This window comes from Hamadaea sp. NPDC051192, from assembly GCF_040682475.1.
Taxonomy (GTDB): domain Bacteria; phylum Actinomycetota; class Actinomycetes; order Mycobacteriales; family Micromonosporaceae; genus Hamadaea; species Hamadaea flava.
The window spans coordinates 42396-58556 of sequence record NZ_JBFBAZ010000016.1; the positions used below are offsets into that span (position 1 = coordinate 42396).

Genomic DNA, 16161 nt, shown 5'->3' on the forward strand with positions numbered 1-16161 from the left:
GGGATCGCGTACCAAGGCTGAAGATCCCGGATCTTGAACACCCTGAGCCGCGCCACAGCTGAGATCGCTACCCTCCGCCCATGTGGACGCGCAGCTTCCTGATCATGCACGGCGTCGAGAACCGCCGCCCGGCCGAGCACTGGCAGCACGATCTCGCGTACCAGCTCCGCCAACGAGGTGAGCAGGTCTTCTACCCGCAGCTGCCCGACCCCGACCGGCCGTCGCTGGATGCGTGGCTGGACCTGATCGACGCGGAGCTGGCCATGACCGAGGGCGAGCGCGTCGTCGTCGCCCACAGCCTCGGCGCGATCGCCTGGCTGCACGCCGCCGCCCGCGGCGCGGTCGCCGACCGGGTCCTGCTGGTGAGCCCGCCCGGCCCGTCGGCGTTCGCCTGGGACGTCATCGCGCCGTTCGACCCGGCCGCCCTCGACCAGCCCGTCACCGCCCGGCTGGCCTGCTCGGACAACGACCCCTACTGCCCGGAGGGGGCCGCCGAGGCGTACGGCCGGCTCCTGGGTGGCGACGTGGACGTGCTGCCCGGCGCTGGGCACATCACGATCGCCGACGGCTACGGCCCGTGGCCGTCCGCGTTGGCGTGGTGCGCCGATCCGGCGACCCGGCTGACGGCTCGCTGAACCCTGCTGTGATGATCCACATCCCGAAACGTGTCGCCGACGGAGCGGATTCCGACGCGTTCCGGGATGTGGATCATCTCGTGTCCGGTGTGGAGCCAGCTGCTCGCGCTAGGCCAGCAGTTCGATGACGGTGCCGCCCGCGACCGTGCGGCCGCCTTCGCGTACGGCGAAGCCGAGGCCGGCCTCCATCGCGATCGGCGCGCCGAGGTCGACCGTCAGCTCGACGGTGTCGCCGGGGCGTACCTCGACGACGTCGCCCAGCTCCACCGATCCGGGCACGTCGGTGGTCCGGAAGTAGAACTGCGGCCGGTAGTTCGCGTAGAACGGCGTACGCCGCCCGCCTTCGGCGGTGGTCAGCGCGTACAGCCGCGCCCGGAACCGCGAGTACGGGCGGACGCTGCCGGCCGCCGCGACGACCTGCCCCCGGCGTACCTGGTCGCGCTTGACGCCCCGGAGCAGGACGGCGGCGTTGTCGCCCGCCTCGGCGCGGTCCAGCGCCTTGCCGAACGTCTCCAGCCCGGTCGCGACCGCGGTGAAGGTCGGGTCGAGGCCGACGACCTCGACCGTCTCGCCGACGGACAGCGTGCCGCGCTCGACCGCCCCGGTCACGACGGTGCCCCGGCCGGAGATCGTCAGCACGTTCTCGATCGGCATCAGGAACGGCTGCGTCAGTTCGCGCTGCGGCACCGGCACGTACGTGTCCACCGCGTCCAGCAGGTCCACGATGGACTGCGTCCAGCGCGGGTCGCCTTCCAGCGCCTTGAGCGCCGAAACGCGTACCACTGGGATCTCCTGGCCGGGGAACCCGTTGGCCGTCAGCAGCTCGCGGACCTCGAGCTCGACGAGGTCGAGCAGTTCGGGGTCGCTCACCGCGTCCGCCTTGTTCATCGCGACCACCAGATGCGGCACGCCGACCCGCCGCGCGAGCAGCACGTGCTCGCGGGTCTGCGGCATCGCGCCGTCGAGGGCGGACACGACGAGGATCGCGCCGTCCACCTGAGCCGCACCGGTGATCATGTTCTTCACGTAGTCGGCGTGGCCGGGCATGTCGACGTGGGCGTAGTGACGCGTGGCCGTCTCGTACTCGACGTGCGCGATGGTGATCGTGATCCCGCGGGCGATCTCCTCCGGCGCACGGTCGATGCCGTCGAACGCGACGAAGCGGTTCGCCGACGGGTCCCGTTCGGCGAGAACCTTGGTGATGGCGGCGGTCAGCGTCGTCTTGCCGTGGTCGACGTGCCCCATCGTCCCGATGTTGAGATGCGGCTTGGCGCGGACGAACGTGGTCTTGGACATGACGATTCCTTCGAAGTCAGCAGAAGAGGATTGCTCAGGACGGCGTGCGGCACTCTCCTCCGTGTCCTGGGGCCCAGGCCGGCACCGGCGCCGAAGCGCTGGGCGGTTTTGGGTGGAGGAGAGTCAGCTATCCAGTCGGGCCGACTTCGCGCGCACGGCGACGGCGCCCGGCAGGCGAAGGCCTGCGAGCGCGCCGAATCGAGCCGTGGCGAACATGACCCGGGACGTTATCGTCACGCCCGCCACGGCCGCAACCGGGTTTCTGGCTTCCCCGGTCAGGCTTCCTTCTTGCCCCGGATCATCCGCTGGATCATCGACAAGGCCTGCTCGTTACTCCAGGCGACGCCGCCGCCCTGCTGCGAGGGCAGGTCCACGGTGACCGTCAGGCTGTTGCCGTTGACGATCCCGAGCGAGAACTCGTGCTGGGCGGACAGCCGCACGAGGGTCTCCGCCGGGATCTGCTGCCGCAGGTTCGGCGCGATGTTCAGCGGAACCGTGCGGCTGTGGACGCCGGCGATGTCGCTGTAGCGGTGCTCCTGCGTGGCGTCGAGGAGCAGATGTCCCGTCCGGGTGTCGAGCAGCGCCTGGTACGCGCTGACGATCTTGTCGGTCATGAACAGGATGAGCACGTCGTAGTAGGACGCCCGGACGCGCCGGTCCGAGCCCAGGAAGATCGCGTAGTGCAGGAGCGTCCGGGTGACGTCGAAGACCCGCAGCGGCGACGCGACCCCGACGACGATCTGCGCCGGCACGATCAGGTCACCGCCCTCGTGTGCCGGCCGGCCGTCGATGCGCAGCTGCGCGAGCGCCCGGGGCATCACGGTGTTCTGCACGTCGCTCGTGAGCCAGTCGTCCATCTGGCGATCGCTGGGCTTCGGATAGGCCAGGAAGTACCGGATGGTCTTGACCAGCGCGGTGATCACGAGAATGCCACAGAGGACGGTCATGCAGCCGAGCGTTCCGGCGTCGCCCGCGGCGAGGCCGAACAGCAGCAGGAGGACGCCGAATCCGCCGACGACGGCCCACACGATCTCCCGGGCGCCGACCGGCTTCGTGAAGTAGTTCGTGACGGCCTTGGGCCGCCCCTGTGCGGTCGGGCTGGGCCGGGGCGCGGCCACCGCGGGCGGCGGCGTGTAGCCGGACCGCTTGCGCAGATCGGCGAAGGTCTGCCCCCGCGCGCCGGTGAGGTGGGTGAGCAGGAAAGCGGCCTGGTCGCTGGAGACGTGTTCCAGCGACGGCCGCAGCTCCTCCGGCGCGGGCGGGCGGATGAACATGCCGTCGCTGGCGCTGTCCTCCTTGACGATCGCCCACAACACGCTCGCCTGGTGGAACGTGTCCGCCTCGGCCATGCTCGACCGGGCCTGCTCCAGATGGTTCTCCACCTGTGCGATCACCTGCGGTGACTTGTTACCCACCGCCGCGCCGCCGAGGAGGGACACCGCGGCGAGGAAGTGCGCCTGCGTCTGCCGATGGCCCAGCTCGCGGGCGGTCGTGGCGTCGAGGGCCGGGCCCTGGCTCTGTGTGACGGTCGTGAGGAAGTCGGTGAACCGGGCCACGGCCTGCGGATACAGCTTCCGCTCCAGCGCCTGGACGCCGCCGGCGAAGTGGTCCGCCGCCGCCATCAGGAAGGTCATCTGCTCCGCGGTGTACGCGTTGCCGCTCTGGCTGGTGGCGAGGAATTGGTAGACGGTGCGCTCAGCGCCCGAGTCGGTCGTCGTCATCGATGTGGTCCCTGCTCGTTGAAGGTCATGGTCTCCGCGCTGTACGCGTTGCCGCTGTTGGACGACGCGGTGAAGGACTTCCCCGTCGGCTGCTGGGGCACCACCGGCGACGGCGTCACCCAGTGCGCGACGGCGTCGACGAGGTCCCGCAGATCGCTTTCGGCGTGCCGCTGCCGCAGCCGGGCGAACTGCCGCCCGGCGAGTTCGCGTACGGACTCCGGCAGTTGGCCGGGCGTCGGCAGGTCCGCCTCGTTGAGCAGCACCGGCAGGACGGCCAGGCCGCACCGCAGCGCCTCGGCGATCTCCTGGGCGACGAAGTCGTCCGCGCGATCGATCCGCCGGTTCCCGCGCTCGTCGGTGAGCCCGAGCCAGCGGGCGCCGATGAGGACGAGGCAGACCCGGCTCGACCGGAGCCGGGCCCACAGTTCGGGTTCGAAGTCCACTCCGGGATGCAGCGCGCGGGCGTCCCGGAACACCCGCTCCGGCCCGAACGCCTGGGTCATGCGCTCGTCGATGAGCGCTGCCGCGAACGGATCGTCGTCCGATCGGTAGTTGATGAAGATGTCCGTCATTGCCCACCCGTTTCCGCCGTAGGCCGGCTGGCCGCAGATCCCGATCGCCGCGGACCTGGTCACGAGGGACCAGGCGGCGGCCTTCACCGAGATCGGGGGAAGCGTCGCAGCGGATTTCGGGCGGCGGCAATGGTGTTGTCTTCACCGATCGGCGTGGACAACGGACAACCGCCGGAGTGGGTTCGCCACGGCAGCCGATCGGCGGGCGCGGGGCGGCTCAGCGTGCCCCCGGTCACCGTCCGGCGACGGCCGCGCTCACCACGACGACGAGTCACCTGGCCGGAACGGCCACGACGGGCGGGCGTAGTCGCGAGGGCGTCTCCCGTTCGGGCGTCTCCCTTTCGTGGACGTGCGTTGGTCCATCGACACGAGCTTTCGTGCTCACGCCGGCCGCCCGACCGGCCGCCGGCACGCGGGCGCGGTCCGCCGCCGATGCCGGGAGTGTCATGGTCGCGAGCCGATCGGCGGATCTGTCCACTGACGACGGGTATTAGGCTTTCGGCAGGTCAGCCGGCTACGTCCGAGCGGAGATCAGCCATCATGGACGACAACGATCCACTTCCCCCGACATTCGGCCCGCGGCTGCGGCTGCTGCGTACGCGGGCCGGGCTCAGCCTGGGCCGCCTGGCGAAGCTGGCGAACTACAGCAAGGGCCACCTGAGCAACATCGAGGCGGGCGCGAAGCAGCCCAGTGTGGATCTCGCACGCCGGCTCGAAGCCGCGCTCGGGCTGCACGGCGTACTCAGCGAACTGGTGCCCACAGTGGCCCGCGACGCCCCTCCCGGCGCAGCGCACGGACCGTCGCTCACCGACGAGTGGTCCCTGCGTCTGCCGCCGGACGGTCAGCTCGTCTTCCGCTCGCACGATCCCGCCGATCCCGACGCCGACGCGGCCACCTGGTCGATCGCGGCCCCCCGGAACGCGTCGCTGCCGGCCAGCCTCCCGGTGCTGACCCACCTGCTGGCCGACGTCCGGCGCATGGGTCAGGTGCTGCCGCCGTCGGCCATGCTCCAGATCGTGATCCCCTCGGCCAACTCGCTGCGGACCATGGCGATGGCCGCGTCCGGCCGGGCCCGCGACGAGGCGTTCCGGCTGGCGGCCCGGTTCGTCGAGTACGCCGGCTGGATGGCGCAGGAGGCGGGCGACGAACGGGCCGCGACCTGGTGGACGGATCAGGCCGGGCTGCTGGCCGAGTTCGGCGGCGACCAGGACATGGCCGACTACGCCCTGGTCCGCAAGGCCGAGATCGCGTTGTATCGGGACAACTTCACCGACGCGATCCAGCTCGCCCGGCGTGCGCAGGCCGCCCGGAGCAGCCGCGTCCGGGAACTGGGCGCGCAACGCGAGGCGCAGGGATACGCGCTGCAAGGCGACGAGTACGCGACCCTGACGGCCCTCGATCGGGCCTCCCGGCTGGCGGGCACCCCGACCGGCGACGGTCCCCCGCTGGGCAGCACTACGCCGGGGTCGCTGTCGTTCGTCCGCGCCTGGTCGTTCCACGAACTGGGCCGCTCCCTGGAAGCGGCGACGATCCTGACCGGCGAGTACGCCCGGCTGGCCCCGGAGTCGCAGCGGCTGCGGGCCCGCTACGGAGCCCGGCTGGCGCTGAGTTTCGCCGGAGCCGACCACCTGGACCAGGCCTGCGAGGTCGCCGAACCGGCGATCACGACGACCGCCGCGATCGACTCGGCGACCGCCCGATCCGACCTGCGTCACCTGTATCGGACGCTGCTGCGCAAGCGGAACCTGCCGTGCGTACGGCGGATCATGCCGGCCTTCGGGGAGACGTTGCGCGACAACCGGCCGCACGATCCCGTCCGGCCGCGATCCGGTCGCCGCGCTTGACCGATCCCGAGTTCCTCGGCGGCTCATCGGCGGCTCAGCCGCGATCGTCGCCTAGCCGCCGACCGACCAGGCTCGGGCGCGACTAGACCGCAGCGGCCGCCTTCGTCAGGATCGTGCGCAGCAGCTCGTGCGGGAACCCGTCCGCTCCGGGCTCGGGGCGAGCGCCGCGGATCGAGTAGAAGTCACGACCGGCGCCCTCCGCCTGCTCACCCCACCGGTTGCCGGACTCGTCGCTGTGCCACGTCACGCGCTGGCCGCGGAAGTCAGATCGCTCCAGCCAGTCCGCGCCCCGCGGCCAGTAGCCCGTCCACCCGGCCGGGCGCAGCGACGCGTACGCCGTCTCGACCGCGGCCACCGCCGAGTCGACGTCGTCGTCCTCGAATACCGCCACGAACCGGCACAGCAGCGCCAACGCCGGACCCGGCTGCGGCAGCTCGCCGTCCTTCGCCGCCAGCGCCCGGCAGATCAGCTCCAGCTCGGACCAGCGCAGGGCGTACGGGTGCCAGTGGGCCAGATCGTCCCAGCCGAGTTCGGCCTCCGGCCGCCCTGGGCCGTACGCGGCCAGGTTGTAGGAGTCCAGCGAGACGTCGAAGTCGAGGAGCAGTCCGTACCCGTCGCCGACCTCGAACCGCAGCTGGTACTGGAACTCGCCGACCTCGTCCTCGTCGTCGTCTTCATCCTCGAGGTCGTCGTCGAGGTCGTCTTCCTCAAGGTCATCGTCGTCGAGATCGTCGTCGTCGAGGTCGTCGTCGTCCTCGGACTCGTACGCGTCCGCCACCTCGTCGGCGAGGTCGCCGAGCCGATCGGCGCCGGGTCCGTCCGCGTGGGCGTAGAAGTAGCGCGCCCAGAACAGCGGGTCGGCAAGCAGCGGGCGGACCTGATCGAGTACGGCCATCGTCAGATCATGCCCGATCACCCATCGCGACTCGCCGGCCAGGTGCGGCCGACGTTTCGGCGTACCGCGAGTCAGGTGTTCAGTGGACGCCGGGCCACCAGCAGCACATGCGTCACGGGCCAGTCCAGCTGCCTGCCATCGAGGTCGGCGAGCGAGGCCACCGGCGCGATCCGGTTGTCGACGACCCAGTCGTTGCGCAGCGTACGCGACGCCGAGTCGACCTCGAACCCGACGTCGGCGAGCAGGCTCTTCCAGTCGGCGTACTCGAGTCCGCAGAACTGCTCCTGCGTCTCCGATAGCCAGTTGGTGGTGTAGTCCTTGCGGGTCAGGTAGTCCATCGCGTCGCCGAACGACAGCCGGAGGGCGTCTCCGTCGACTTTGTACTCCACCGGGAAGCGGTAGTCGACGGCGAACTGGTCGAAGCGGGCCCGGGTCGACAGCCCCGCCACGTACGCCGCCACCTCGGCCGGCGGACGTTCGGCCAGGTCGCGCCGCGGTTCGACGGGGTTCTCGCCGTCGGTGCGGTCGAGCCGCAGCACCACCGGCCGGCCGCGATCGTCGGGACCGCAGACGTCGCTGTTGATCCACACGCCGCCGGGCGCGGTGTGGTCGTAGATCGCCTGCACGAACGCGCGCAGCGACGCGGCCTGCTCGCCGTACGACCAGATCTCGTGGGTCAGCGCGAAGGTCAGCGTGGTGTCGACCGAGCGCGCCGGGAAGACCGCTCCGCCGAGGACGTTGCGGCGATAGAAGAACACGTTCGGGTTGGCGAACACGCCCTGGGCCTTCTTGTGGACGCACTCGTCGAACAGATGCCGGGCGACCTCGACGCCGACCAGATCGCTCTCCCGCAGGGCGGGCTCGCGGTCGGCCAGTTCCAGGACCGCGCCCGCGCCACAGCCGATGTCCACGATGCGACCAGGGCGGACGTACTCGCGCACCGCGGACCACTTGCGCGCCGCGCTGTCGGCGAACGACTCGGCGTAACTGCGGTAGTCCCGCGTCGCGGTCAGGCCACCCTCGTCGCCCACGACCGGATCGTTCACGACGGTACGCACAGCGTCGGCCAACTGGTACCGGTCGAAGACGTCCACCGTGGCCGGGTGGGCCAGCTCGCGCCAAGCCTCGTCCCCGTTCGCCAGCCGGATCAGCACATCCCACGGACGCTCGGCGCCCGTCTCCTGCTCGACGGTGGCGATCTCGAACCCGAGCCGCGCGTAGAGCGCCGCCACCTCCGGCGTGGAACAGGCAACCACGGTGTTCGCCGGAGTCAGTCCGATCCCGGTCTCCGTCGCGATGTTCTTGATCGTCACCTCGGCGAACCGATCCGTCGGCGCGGTGTCGAACACGGGCACGACCAGCGACCGCAGCCCGGTCATCACGCTGAACCGCTCGATGGCCGCCTCCCGCCGGTGGTACGCCACCGGGTTACGCCGGGTGTTCGCATGGTTCGCCGACGTCACCGCCCAGACGACCGTCGCGCCGTCGCTTTTCGGCAGGTTGCGTAGATAGTCCGCTTGGAAGCGAGTCAGCAGGTGGTGGCGGCCGGGGAACAGGACGTACTGCATCCGCCCTTCTTACCGGACGGCAGCCACCCGCGACCGCGCGGCTCCTTGCCGGTGGCCCGGCGCGGGTGGACACTCGGGCTGCTCTCACCACCCCTCATCCACCAGTGGTCCCGACCGCAGGAGGCGGCATGGACGAGTCACGAGCACTTCGGCGCGCGGGATGGGCGGGTGCCGCTTCGGTCGTGCTGCTCGCGCTCGGGGTGACGCTGACCGCGTTGGCCGGCGTCGACGATCCGGGCGTGTCCGACGCCGAGATCCTCGCGAGGATCGACGACGGCGCGCGGCAGACCGCCGCCGGCATCGGGTTGCCGGTGATCGCCGTCGGGGTCGCGCTGCTGCTCTGGTTCGCCACCGGGCTGCGCCGGGTGCTGGACCGGCTGTCCGGTGGCGACCCGCTCGCACACGCGGCCGTGCCGGCGGCGGCGCTGTTCGGCGGAGTGATGATCACTGCGGTCGGGCTCGACGTGTCGAGCGCGGTCACAGCGTTGACCGATGAGTTCACCCCCGACCCGAATACCGTCCGCGTGCTCGGTACGGCCGGAGCCGTCATCGGGCTCACCGGGCTGATCGGCGGCGCGGTGCTGGTCGCCGTCACGACACGGATCGCCCAGCAGGCGCACGCCCTGCCGACGTGGGCCGTCTGGCTGTCCTACGCCGTCGCCGTCCTGTGCCTGTCCGGCTTCTGGACCGCGGGCATGGGGTCAGCGGCCTTCTCACTGTGGCTCATCGGCGCCGTCATCGGAGTGCTACGCACGGCCCAGCGGACACCGCCCGCGCCGGAAGCCACCTCCGACTGACGCCGGCGCTTCGCCGCCGTCGCTGACCCGTATCGGCCGACACGAAATCCAGCCCGAGCGCCGACGAGGGGGTCATCCTCACCGGTCGGCGAGCGCCATGATGGACCGATGGGCGACGAGCCGATCAGCGAACCGATCACCGAGCTGATTCCGCGCTGGGCCGAGGCGGCCAATCGAGGCGACGCCGAGGCGGCGTACCGGATCGCCGAGTGCGCTTTGACGCGCGAAGGCATGCGTGACGCGAACGCGGCCGAAGCGTGGCTGCGTCGCGCCGCACAGTTGGGAGACGTGCCGATGCAGTGGCGGCTCGCGCAGCTCGCCACGAGGCATTCGGCCCGGGTCGCCATCGAACGCCAGCGCGCCGCGATCGAGGCCGAGTGGGGCAGGGTCGAGGATGTCGTGGTCGATCCCGGCAGCTTCCCGCTCGTCGCCGTGAACGGTGACGAATACTTTCCCACGCAGGCCTTCCGGGTCCACGTCGCCGGCGAGCCGGACGAGGCCGTCACCGCCGCACTGGCCAACGCCCAGCACCGGATGTTCCTCGTCGGCGACGACGGCACCGAGTACGCCGACATCGACGAGGTGCTCGACGCCGACTACTCCCCCAACTACGTCTCGGACCCCGAACCACAGCCGGACGGCGGCTGGTCGATCTGGCTGGACTGCAAAGGCGAGGCGTACCCGCTCATGGCCGGGACGCTTCTGCGCATCCTGGTCGGCGAGCTGCGCTCCGCCGGAGTCACCGCCGCCCGGATCCGCGGCGAAAGGCGGAAGCGTGACGCGCACTAGCGACGACTGCCTCATCTGCGCGAAGCATTGAGGCGGCGGACCTCCACAATGATCAGCCGAACAGGAGCACTCCGGCGGCGACGGCCACGTTGAGCGAGTCGGCCCGGCCGCGCATCGGGATCGAGATCGGCTCGTGCGGCACCGATCGCCATTGCGGGGACACGCCCCGGCCCTCGGAGCCGACGACGATCGCGATCGGGCCGGACGGGTCGCCGGTGGGCGTACGGAAGCTGCCGGGCGCGCCCGGCAACGCGAGCCGGATCGTGAACCCCGCCCGCAGCAGCCAGTCCGCCGCCGACGACGGTTCGCCGAAGTCGACGACCGGCGTGGTCAGCACCGTGCCCCGGCTGGCGGTGAACACGTCGGGATGTTCCAGACGCGCTTGACGATTCGTGAGCAGCAGCGCCCCGGTGCCGCTGGCGTCGACGATGCGGATCAGCGCGCCGAGGTTGGTGGCGTACTCGATCCCGTCGGCGACGAGCACTCGGGTGGCGGCGTCGATCGGCCGGTCGCCGATCCTGCCCGGGCTGACCGGCCAGCGCGGCAGGCGTACCAGGGAGGCCAGGCCGGACGGCTTCGTGCGGCGGCTGATGCGGGCGAAGGTCTTGGCGGACACCTCGACGGCGGTACGCGCCCGCGCGGTCAGGTCGTGGGCGAGCCGACCGGCGGACGGTTCCATCAGGTCGGGGCAGATCACGAGGACGTCGAGGTCGGCGTCGGCCTGGAGCAGGCACTGGTGTGCCCAGAGTCCTTCGGCCAGGACGGATCCGGACGGGGTCCGGGTGGACAGGAACGCGCTGATGCGCGGATCGCGTGCGCTGACGGGCACGGCGGCCATGGCGGTCTCCGGATGGAGGGTACGGCGAAGGCAGGCGCGTCGTCTGTGGACTTACCTGCGTCAGGGCATGTGTGCGCCGGAAAGCGGCGCCCCGGTGTACGCGCGGTCTACCGGGTGCCCTGGCCGAACACGGCCATGGTCATGCGCCGCAGGGTAGTCCCTGCGGCGCATGGGCGTAACTGAATTACGTAGCTGAACGACTAGTAGCCGCGGATCTGCGGCCAGGCCAGCTCGAAGCCGTCCGCGACCAGTTCGTTCTGGAAGCGTTCGAGCAGCTCCGGGCTCTCGTGCACCTGGGCCGGCTCCAGCCCGTTCGCCAGGCAGTGCGCGGCCAGCGCCCCGGCTGCCTCACCGGCGTTCCACTCGACCGGGTGCAGGCGGTAGCAGCCGTTGGTGATGTGCGTGGTGCCCATGTTCTTGCCCGCTGCGAGCAGGTTGCGGACGCGTACCGGCAGCAGGGCGCCGAGCGGGATCTGGAACGGGCTGCTGCCGACGTCGATGTAGTTGTCGCCGCCGGTCGACGGGTGCAGGTCGATGCGGTACATGCCGACGCCGACACTGTCCGGATAGGACACAGCGCCGTGCTCTCCGCGTACGGCCAGCGACAGGTCCTGCTCGACCACGGTCCGGCGGGCCCGGATGCGCCGCGACTCCCGGATGTAGGGCGTCTTGGCCAGCCCGTCGGCGGTGCCCATCACGTCGGGCCGCAGGCGCAGTCCGCGCCAGCCCGTGCCGCCGTCCGGGCGCGGAGCCTCGGTCTGCAGCCAGTAGAACATGCTCAGGGCCAGCTGCCGGGAGCCGTCGAGGTGCTTGTCGCGTTCCTCGTCGGACACTCCGATCAGCGGTCCCGGCAGGTAGTCGATCATCGGCCAATTGACGATGGTGACGTCACTGGTCAGGAACCCGGGCTGGAACTGCTCCCGGGCCAGGATGCGCCGGAAGATCCACAAGTCCTTGTCGCCGGGATCCCGGCTCTGATCGGCCACGACCGGGCCGGAGGCGGCGTTCGGGACGAACGTGCGGGCGACCGGCTCCAGCGTACGCGGATCGGGGGCGACCAGGCTCAGCAGGCGGTCCGGCCAGAACGGCGGCTGGTAGTCGCGCCAGAAGCCGTATTGGTCCGGGCGGTCGATCGTGTGGTCCTCGCCGTCGCGATGGTCGACCGCGAACACCCAGGAGAACGCCTGCATGTTGTCCGGCTGCGCGACGGCCGGCGCGCTCGGCTCCCCCGTCTCGTCCCGGGACTCGAAGCCGGTCACGTGCTCGACACCGGCCATCGGCAGCAGATCGCCCAGCTCGGTGGCATCGAGCACGTACGGCGCGCTCGCCTCGACCCGGGTGCCGTCCGGTCCCTCGAACAGCACCGACGTGACCCGGTCCCCGTCGCTCTGGACGGCGACCGGCCGGTGTGCGTACCAGATGGTCAACCGCCCCGCGGCCAGATGCGGCCCGACCATCGCCGCGAGCACGGTGGCCGCCACGCGCGGCTCGTGGCAGAGCCGGCTGACCCGGCCCAGACCGGGGTTGAGGTCGGTCGTGGCGCGCGCGGCCGGCGTGAGCGGGTACCACCGGCGGTAGTGATCGCGGATCGCCTCGCGGAGCGCGCGGTACGAACGGGTCGCGCCGAACTGCTCGATCCACGGGTGCTCGTCCGGCGGGACGCCCTGGCTGGTCAGCTGGCCGCCCAGCCAGTCGGTGGGCTCGGTCAGCAGGACCGTGCGGCCCCGGCGCAACGCGGCCAGCGCGGCGGCGACTCCCCCGAGGCCCCCGCCGACCACCAGCACGTCAGCATTTGCTGGTACGCGGGATGAGCCGTCCGTCATTGGTGTTTCCTCCCCAGGTCTTGCCTTCGGTTGTGCGAGTTGGTTCATTCGTTCAGTTCGAGCGCCGCGTCGAGCAGGCTCTGGGTGTACTCGTGCTGCGGGGCGCCCAGGACGTCGGCGGCCGGGCCCTCCTCGACGAGTTCGCCGCGCCGCATGACGGCGATCCGATCGGCGATCTGGTGCACGACGCCGAGGTCGTGCGAGATGAACAACATGGACAGGTGGTGCTTCTCCCGCAGGTCCACGAGCAGTCGCAGCACCTGCGCCTGCACCGAGACGTCCAGTGCGGACACCGCTTCGTCGCAGACCAGCAGCCGGGGCTTGGCGGCCAGCGCGCGGGCGATGCTGACCCGCTGGCACTGGCCGCCGGACAGCTCGCTCGGCCGCTGCCGGGCGACGCTCGCGTCCAGCCCGACGTCGTCGAGCAGGCCGTGCAGCGCGGCCGTGCGATCGCCCTCCGGCGCGGTGACCGGATGCGTACGCCACACCTCCTCGATCACCGCGGCGACCGTCATGCGCGGATTGAGCGACGACCGCGGATCCTGGAAGACCATCTGCACGGCACGATGCGCGGCCGCGGAACGCCGCCCGATCCGGCCCAGCGGCTGTCCATCCAGGACGATCGCGCCCGAGTCCGGCCGGACCAGGCCGACGACCGCACGGGCCACGGTGGTCTTGCCAGAGCCGGACTCGCCCACGAGGCCGACCGTCTCGTCCGGCGCGACCGAGAGGCTCACCCCGTCGACCGCGACGACCTTGGTGCGGCGGCCGAACGTGATCCGGAGATCGCGTACGTCAAGCAGCGTCATGTCGCACCCCCTGGAGTTCCTCCGCGTAGTGGCACGCCGTCCATTGACCGGCGGCGACCTCACGGATGAGCGGCTGCTCCACCTTGCAGCGGTCGCGGGCCAGCGGGCAGCGCGGATGGAAGGCGCACCCGGACGGCCGGTTCGCCGGCGTCGCGGGCGTACCCGGCAACGGCGACGCGAGCGCCGTCCGCGTCCGCACCGCGGGCACGCTCTGCACCAGCGCCCGGGTGTACGGGTGAGCCGGTCGGTGCAGCACGGCGGCGGTCGGCCCGCGTTCGGCCACCCGCCCGGCGTACATGACGACGGTCTCCTGCGCGACATGCGCCACGACCCGGAGGTCATGGCTGACCAGGACCATGGCGAGCCCGTCGTCGTCCTGAAGGGACCGCAGCAGCCGCAGGATGCGCGACTGCACCGTCACATCCAGCGCGGTCGTCGGCTCGTCGGCCAGCAGCAGCGCGGGACTGCCCGCGAGCGCCATCGCGATGACGGCGCGCTGCCGCAGACCACCCGAGAACTCGTGCGGGTAGCTGTCCGCCCGAGTCGCCGGGTCGGGCACGCCCGCCCGGTCGAGCAGTTCGACCACGCGGCGGCGTACCTCGTCGCGCGGGCGGCCGGACCGGCGCAGGATCTCGCCGACCTGCCGGGCGATCGTCTGAGTCGGATTGAGGGCGGCGAGCGGATCCTGGAAGATCATCGCGATCTCGTGGCCGCGCAGGGCGCGCCGCCGAGCCGGGGTGGCCTTGAGCAGGTCCTCCCCGCGCCAGCGCAGCTCGCCGCCGGTCTCGGCGCCGTCGGGCAGCAGGCCGATGAGGGCGTTGGCCGTCATCGTCTTGCCGCTGCCCGACTCGCCGATCAGTCCCACGGTCGTCGCCGGCGGGACGTCGAACGACACCCCGTCGACGACGCGCACGAAATCCGTGCCGCCGGCGGGGCCGGGCAGGTCGACGACCAGCCCGGACACCTCCAGCAGATTGGTCATGATCCGCTGACGCCGATCGTCGAGAAGTCCGGCAGCCCGTTCGGGTCCGGCGCGACGCCGGTCAGGTTCTTGTTCCAGGCGTACGCGAACTTCACGGCCATCGGGAACATGCCGACCGCGTCCGACCAGATGATCTTGCTGGCCTCGCCGTAGAGGCGTACGCGCTCGTTCTTGTCCGGGCTGGCGCCGGCCGCGGCGAGCAGCTTGTCCAGGTCCGGGTTGCAGTAGCCGTTGCGCTTGGCGGCGCAGGTGTAGAGCCGGCCGAGCGTGTTCGCCCCGTCGAAGGTCGGGTTGGACAGCTGCTGGAAGTTGATGTCCCAGTTCAGGGCCAGCAGGTCCTTGGTGAACACGGCCTGCTCCTTCTCCAGCAGGTCCACCTGGACGCCGATCTTCGCCAGATCGGAGACGACCGCCTGGTTGAACTGGCGGAACTCGGCGTTGGCGAACTGGAGCCGCAGCTTCTTGGAGAAGTCGAAGCCGGCCGCCTGCAGGGCCGCCTTGGCCGCCGCCGGGTCGTACTTCTGGGCCTCCTGCTGCGAGTAGCCGAGGGTCACCGGTGACACCGGCGCGTCCGACAGCGTTCCCGTCTGCGGGTACAGCTGCTTGATGATGGTCGCGAAGTCGACGGCCTGCCAGAGCGCCCGGCGTACGGCGGCGTCCTTGAGCGACGGGATCGACGAGTTGAACCACATCGTGAAGACCGCGGTGCTGGGCACCGTCTGAACCGTCAGGTTCGAGTCGCTCTGCAGCTGCGGCAGCTGGTCGTCCGGGATGCCCCAGATCAGGTCGGCCTCGCCGGTCTTCAGCGCGGTCAGCCGGGCCGCCAGCTCCGGCATCTTCTTGATGGTCACCTTCGTGACCTTGGGCGCGCCGGCGTAGTAGCCGCTGTTCGGGGCGAACACGACGGTGCCCGCCGAGTCGAACTTCTCCAGCTTGAACGGGCCGGAGCCGACCGGGTGCTGGAAGAACTCCTTGTCCTCGCCCTGCACGCTCTTGGGCATCACGAAGAAGACGGCCAGCTTGTACGGGATGGCGGCGTCGGGCTTGGTCGCCTTCAGCACCACCTCCGCCGGCGAGGACGCCGTCATCGTGTAGCCGGTGAAGTTCGCGGCGTTGGTGCTCTTGAGGTCGATGAACCGCTGGAACGACGCGACCACGTCGTCCGCGGTGACGTCCGAGCCGTCGCTGAACTTGACGCCCGAGCGCAGCTTGAAGGTCCACTGCGTCGCGGTGCCGTCCGGCGTCCACTCGGTGGCGAGGTCGCCTTCGAGGCTGCCGTCGGCCTTGGGCTTGATCAGGCGGCTGAACAGCGCCTTCGAGGTGAGCTGAGTGCCGGTGGCCCCGCCGCCCGACGGGCTGGCCGGGTCGAGGCTCTCGATCGAGTAGGTGCCGGCGACGGTGATCTCCTTGCCGCCGCCGGAGGAGCCGCCGCTGGTGGTGCTGCAAGCGGTCAGGGCCAGCGAGGCGGACAGCGCGGCGCCGAGCACGGCCAACGCCGTACGCCGGGTGGCGCGCGGGGCACGATATCTGGTCATCGATGCCTTCCAAGTGGGAGTGGTCATGAGGGAAGGGACTTGCAGAGATGGGCGGT

General features: G+C 71.0%; 14 protein-coding genes. 4 read left to right on the plus strand and 10 right to left on the minus strand.

The genetic code is table 11. The annotated features are described in order from the left end of the window. Window positions 1-80 precede the first annotated feature (80 nt). Entirely contained in the window at window positions 81-635 is a 555-nt protein-coding gene (locus AB0M47_RS09760) for an alpha/beta fold hydrolase (RefSeq protein WP_363411204.1), read from the plus strand. Between the two features lie 108 nt (window positions 636-743). Here the strand turns inward: AB0M47_RS09760 and tuf are convergent, their stop codons facing one another. From tuf to AB0M47_RS09775, 3 genes are all read right to left on the minus strand, one after another. Next, complete coding sequence (gene tuf, locus AB0M47_RS09765) at window positions 744-1931, minus strand: elongation factor Tu (RefSeq protein ID WP_363411207.1); 1188 nt, start codon at window positions 1929-1931, stop codon at window positions 744-746. 275 nt (window positions 1932-2206) lie between these two features. Next, entirely contained in the window at window positions 2207-3652 is a 1446-nt protein-coding gene (locus AB0M47_RS09770) for a hypothetical protein (RefSeq protein ID WP_363411210.1), read from the minus strand. Beyond that, window positions 3649-4224, minus strand: coding sequence for a toll/interleukin-1 receptor domain-containing protein (locus AB0M47_RS09775; RefSeq protein ID WP_363411213.1), 576 nt, complete (start codon window positions 4222-4224; stop codon window positions 3649-3651). The genes AB0M47_RS09770 and AB0M47_RS09775 overlap by 4 nt, the downstream gene beginning before the upstream one ends. A 540-nt stretch (window positions 4225-4764) precedes the next feature. Between AB0M47_RS09775 and AB0M47_RS09780 the strand changes: the two genes are divergently transcribed. Beyond that, window positions 4765-6069 carry a helix-turn-helix transcriptional regulator gene (locus tag AB0M47_RS09780; RefSeq protein ID WP_363411216.1) on the plus strand — a complete coding sequence of 435 codons (1305 nt, stop codon included), beginning with the start codon at window positions 4765-4767 and terminating at the stop codon, window positions 6067-6069. An 82-nt stretch (window positions 6070-6151) separates the two neighbouring features. Here AB0M47_RS09780 and AB0M47_RS09785 read toward each other — a convergent pair whose 3' ends face one another. Continuing rightward, window positions 6152-6964 (minus strand): hypothetical protein, encoded by an 813-nt coding sequence (locus AB0M47_RS09785; RefSeq protein WP_363411219.1) that lies wholly within the window; start codon window positions 6962-6964, stop codon window positions 6152-6154. Window positions 6965-7035: 71 nt separating this feature from the next. Next, window positions 7036-8532 (minus strand): class I SAM-dependent methyltransferase, encoded by a 1497-nt coding sequence (locus tag AB0M47_RS09790; RefSeq protein WP_363411222.1) that lies wholly within the window; start codon window positions 8530-8532, stop codon window positions 7036-7038. Window positions 8533-8660: 128 nt separating this feature from the next. On the opposite strand from AB0M47_RS09790, the gene AB0M47_RS09795 reads away from it, so the two are divergent. Both AB0M47_RS09795 and AB0M47_RS09800 read left to right on the plus strand, forming a co-directional pair. Further along, window positions 8661-9329 (plus strand): hypothetical protein, encoded by a 669-nt coding sequence (locus AB0M47_RS09795; protein WP_363411225.1) that lies wholly within the window; start codon window positions 8661-8663, stop codon window positions 9327-9329. Window positions 9330-9437: 108 nt separating this feature from the next. Further along, window positions 9438-10118, plus strand: a complete 681-nt coding sequence (locus tag AB0M47_RS09800) for a hypothetical protein (protein ID WP_363411228.1) — start codon at window positions 9438-9440, stop codon at window positions 10116-10118. A gap of 52 nt (window positions 10119-10170) precedes the next feature. Here the strand turns inward: AB0M47_RS09800 and AB0M47_RS09805 are convergent, their stop codons facing one another. The 5 genes from AB0M47_RS09805 to AB0M47_RS09825 all read right to left on the minus strand — a co-directional run bounded on the left by AB0M47_RS09805 (window position 10171) and on the right by AB0M47_RS09825 (window position 16105). Then, window positions 10171-10956 (minus strand): TrmH family RNA methyltransferase, encoded by a 786-nt coding sequence (locus AB0M47_RS09805; protein ID WP_363411231.1) that lies wholly within the window; start codon window positions 10954-10956, stop codon window positions 10171-10173. A gap of 200 nt (window positions 10957-11156) precedes the next feature. Then, window positions 11157-12779: an FAD-dependent oxidoreductase gene (locus tag AB0M47_RS09810; RefSeq protein ID WP_363411234.1), complete on the minus strand. Its 1623-nt coding sequence runs from the start codon at window positions 12777-12779 to the stop codon at window positions 11157-11159. Window positions 12780-12823: 44 nt separating this feature from the next. After that, window positions 12824-13588: an ABC transporter ATP-binding protein gene (locus tag AB0M47_RS09815; protein ID WP_363411237.1), complete on the minus strand. Its 765-nt coding sequence runs from the start codon at window positions 13586-13588 to the stop codon at window positions 12824-12826. Then, window positions 13575-14570 (minus strand): ABC transporter ATP-binding protein, encoded by a 996-nt coding sequence (locus tag AB0M47_RS09820; protein ID WP_363411240.1) that lies wholly within the window; start codon window positions 14568-14570, stop codon window positions 13575-13577. Before AB0M47_RS09820 ends, AB0M47_RS09815 begins: the two co-directional genes overlap by 14 nt. Then, on the minus strand, window positions 14567-16105 hold the full coding sequence (locus AB0M47_RS09825) for an ABC transporter substrate-binding protein (RefSeq protein ID WP_363411242.1): 1539 nt from the start codon (window positions 16103-16105) through the stop codon (window positions 14567-14569). Before AB0M47_RS09825 ends, AB0M47_RS09820 begins: the two co-directional genes overlap by 4 nt. Between the last annotated feature and the right edge of the window lie 56 nt (window positions 16106-16161).

What these genes read in the sequence shown, in the direction of transcription:
- AB0M47_RS09800 (WP_363411228.1), top strand. Translation starts at nt 9,438, where the DNA reads ATGGGCGACGAGCCGATCAGCGAACCGATCACCGAGCTGATTCCGCGC.
- AB0M47_RS09810 (WP_363411234.1), bottom strand. Translation starts at nt 12,779, where the DNA reads ATGACGGACGGCTCATCCCGCGTACCAGCAAATGCTGACGTGCTGGTG.
- AB0M47_RS09795 (WP_363411225.1), top strand. Translation starts at nt 8,661, where the DNA reads ATGGACGAGTCACGAGCACTTCGGCGCGCGGGATGGGCGGGTGCCGCT.
- AB0M47_RS09780 (WP_363411216.1), top strand. Translation starts at nt 4,765, where the DNA reads ATGGACGACAACGATCCACTTCCCCCGACATTCGGCCCGCGGCTGCGG.
- AB0M47_RS09775 (WP_363411213.1), bottom strand. Translation starts at nt 4,224, where the DNA reads ATGACGGACATCTTCATCAACTACCGATCGGACGACGATCCGTTCGCG.
- AB0M47_RS09770 (WP_363411210.1), bottom strand. Translation starts at nt 3,652, where the DNA reads ATGACGACGACCGACTCGGGCGCTGAGCGCACCGTCTACCAATTCCTC.
- AB0M47_RS09760 (WP_363411204.1), top strand. Translation starts at nt 81, where the DNA reads ATGTGGACGCGCAGCTTCCTGATCATGCACGGCGTCGAGAACCGCCGC.
- AB0M47_RS09825 (WP_363411242.1), bottom strand. Translation starts at nt 16,105, where the DNA reads ATGACCAGATATCGTGCCCCGCGCGCCACCCGGCGTACGGCGTTGGCC.
- AB0M47_RS09815 (WP_363411237.1), bottom strand. Translation starts at nt 13,588, where the DNA reads ATGACGCTGCTTGACGTACGCGATCTCCGGATCACGTTCGGCCGCCGC.
- tuf (WP_363411207.1), bottom strand. Translation starts at nt 1,931, where the DNA reads ATGTCCAAGACCACGTTCGTCCGCGCCAAGCCGCATCTCAACATCGGG.
- AB0M47_RS09790 (WP_363411222.1), bottom strand. Translation starts at nt 8,532, where the DNA reads ATGCAGTACGTCCTGTTCCCCGGCCGCCACCACCTGCTGACTCGCTTC.
- AB0M47_RS09805 (WP_363411231.1), bottom strand. Translation starts at nt 10,956, where the DNA reads ATGGCCGCCGTGCCCGTCAGCGCACGCGATCCGCGCATCAGCGCGTTC.
- AB0M47_RS09785 (WP_363411219.1), bottom strand. Translation starts at nt 6,964, where the DNA reads ATGGCCGTACTCGATCAGGTCCGCCCGCTGCTTGCCGACCCGCTGTTC.
- AB0M47_RS09820 (WP_363411240.1), bottom strand. Translation starts at nt 14,570, where the DNA reads ATGACCAATCTGCTGGAGGTGTCCGGGCTGGTCGTCGACCTGCCCGGC.